Origin of the sequence: Streptomyces sp. SID3212, assembly GCF_009865405.1 — a bacterium.
In the GTDB taxonomy this organism is placed as follows: Bacteria; Actinomycetota; Actinomycetes; order Streptomycetales; family Streptomycetaceae; genus Streptomyces.
This window is the reverse complement of record NZ_WWJY01001066.1, coordinates 1-1055: the sequence shown is the minus strand read 5'-3', so window position 1 is coordinate 1055 and position 1055 is coordinate 1. Positions and strand designations below refer to the sequence as shown.

The following is a 1055-nucleotide window of genomic DNA, read 5'->3' as shown; positions in this document are numbered from 1 at the left end:
CGGTACGGGCGTGGCGACGCTCGCCGTGCTGCTCATCGGCCCGGCCGGCGCGGGCAAGACGACGGTCGCGCGGCACTGGGCGCAGAGCCGGCGGGTGCCCACGGCGCACATCAGCCTCGACGACGTCCGCGAGTGGGTCTGTTCCGGCTTCGCCGACCCGCAGTCGGGGTGGAACGACCACTCCGAGGCCCAGTACCGCCTGGCCCGCCGCACCTGCGGCTTCGCCGCCCGCAACTTCCTCGCCAACGGGATCTCCTGCATCCTCGACGACGCGGTCTTCCCCGACCGCCCGGTCGTCGGCCTGGGCGGCTGGAAGCGCCACGTCGGCCCGGGCCTGCTGCCGGTCGTCCTGCTGCCCGGTCTGGAGATCGTCCTGGAACGCAACGCGGAACGCTCCGGCAATCGGCGCCTCGCGGACGAGGAGGTGGCGGGGATCCATGGCCGGATGGCCGGCTGGTACGGGTCCGGCCTGCCGATCATCGACAATTCCAAGTACGACGTGGAAACGACGGCGCGGGTCCTGGACGACGTCTTGGCCCGCGCGCTTGCGAGTCCGCCTAGCTGGTAGGTGGTTGCGCTTACTGATGTCCTCAATCGCCGGACGGGCTGGGTTTGTCGTGGTGACGGGGGGCGGGGCCTCCGGAGGTACGTATGTCCGGACTGCATGTTTTACGGCGCCTCAGGGACTCGTTGAGTTCACGGTAGTCATGCGCCACAAAACACGCTTTACGTCCGGCCACACGCACCTCCTCCGACCCCACCCCCCTCACGCCGAGGGTGAGCTGAACGACCCCGCTGGCTCGGGTCGCCTGGCCTCCGCCCGGTGGATGGTGCCACTTACCAATGTCCTCAAACGCCGGACAGGCTGGGATTGCCCCCGGTCCGGTGGGCGGGTGCGGGTCAAGGATGTCCTCAAGCGCCGGACGGGCTGGAGGGTGCCCCCCGCGCGGTGCGAGAGCGCGGCTTACTGACGTCCTCAATCACCGGACGGGCTTAACGACCCGGGGTGGGCCGGGGTTTTGAACGCGGGCCTGGAAGGGGGACGGGCAGGGGTC

Annotated in this window: 1 protein-coding gene; it reads left to right on the top strand. The window is 70.1% G+C overall.

Annotated features, from left to right (window positions below; translation table 11 throughout):
- Positions 1-568 (top strand): AAA family ATPase (locus tag GT042_RS31650; RefSeq protein WP_237531397.1); only part of this gene is annotated, 568 nt, incomplete at its 5' end.
- Positions 569-1055: the final 487 nt, after the last annotated feature.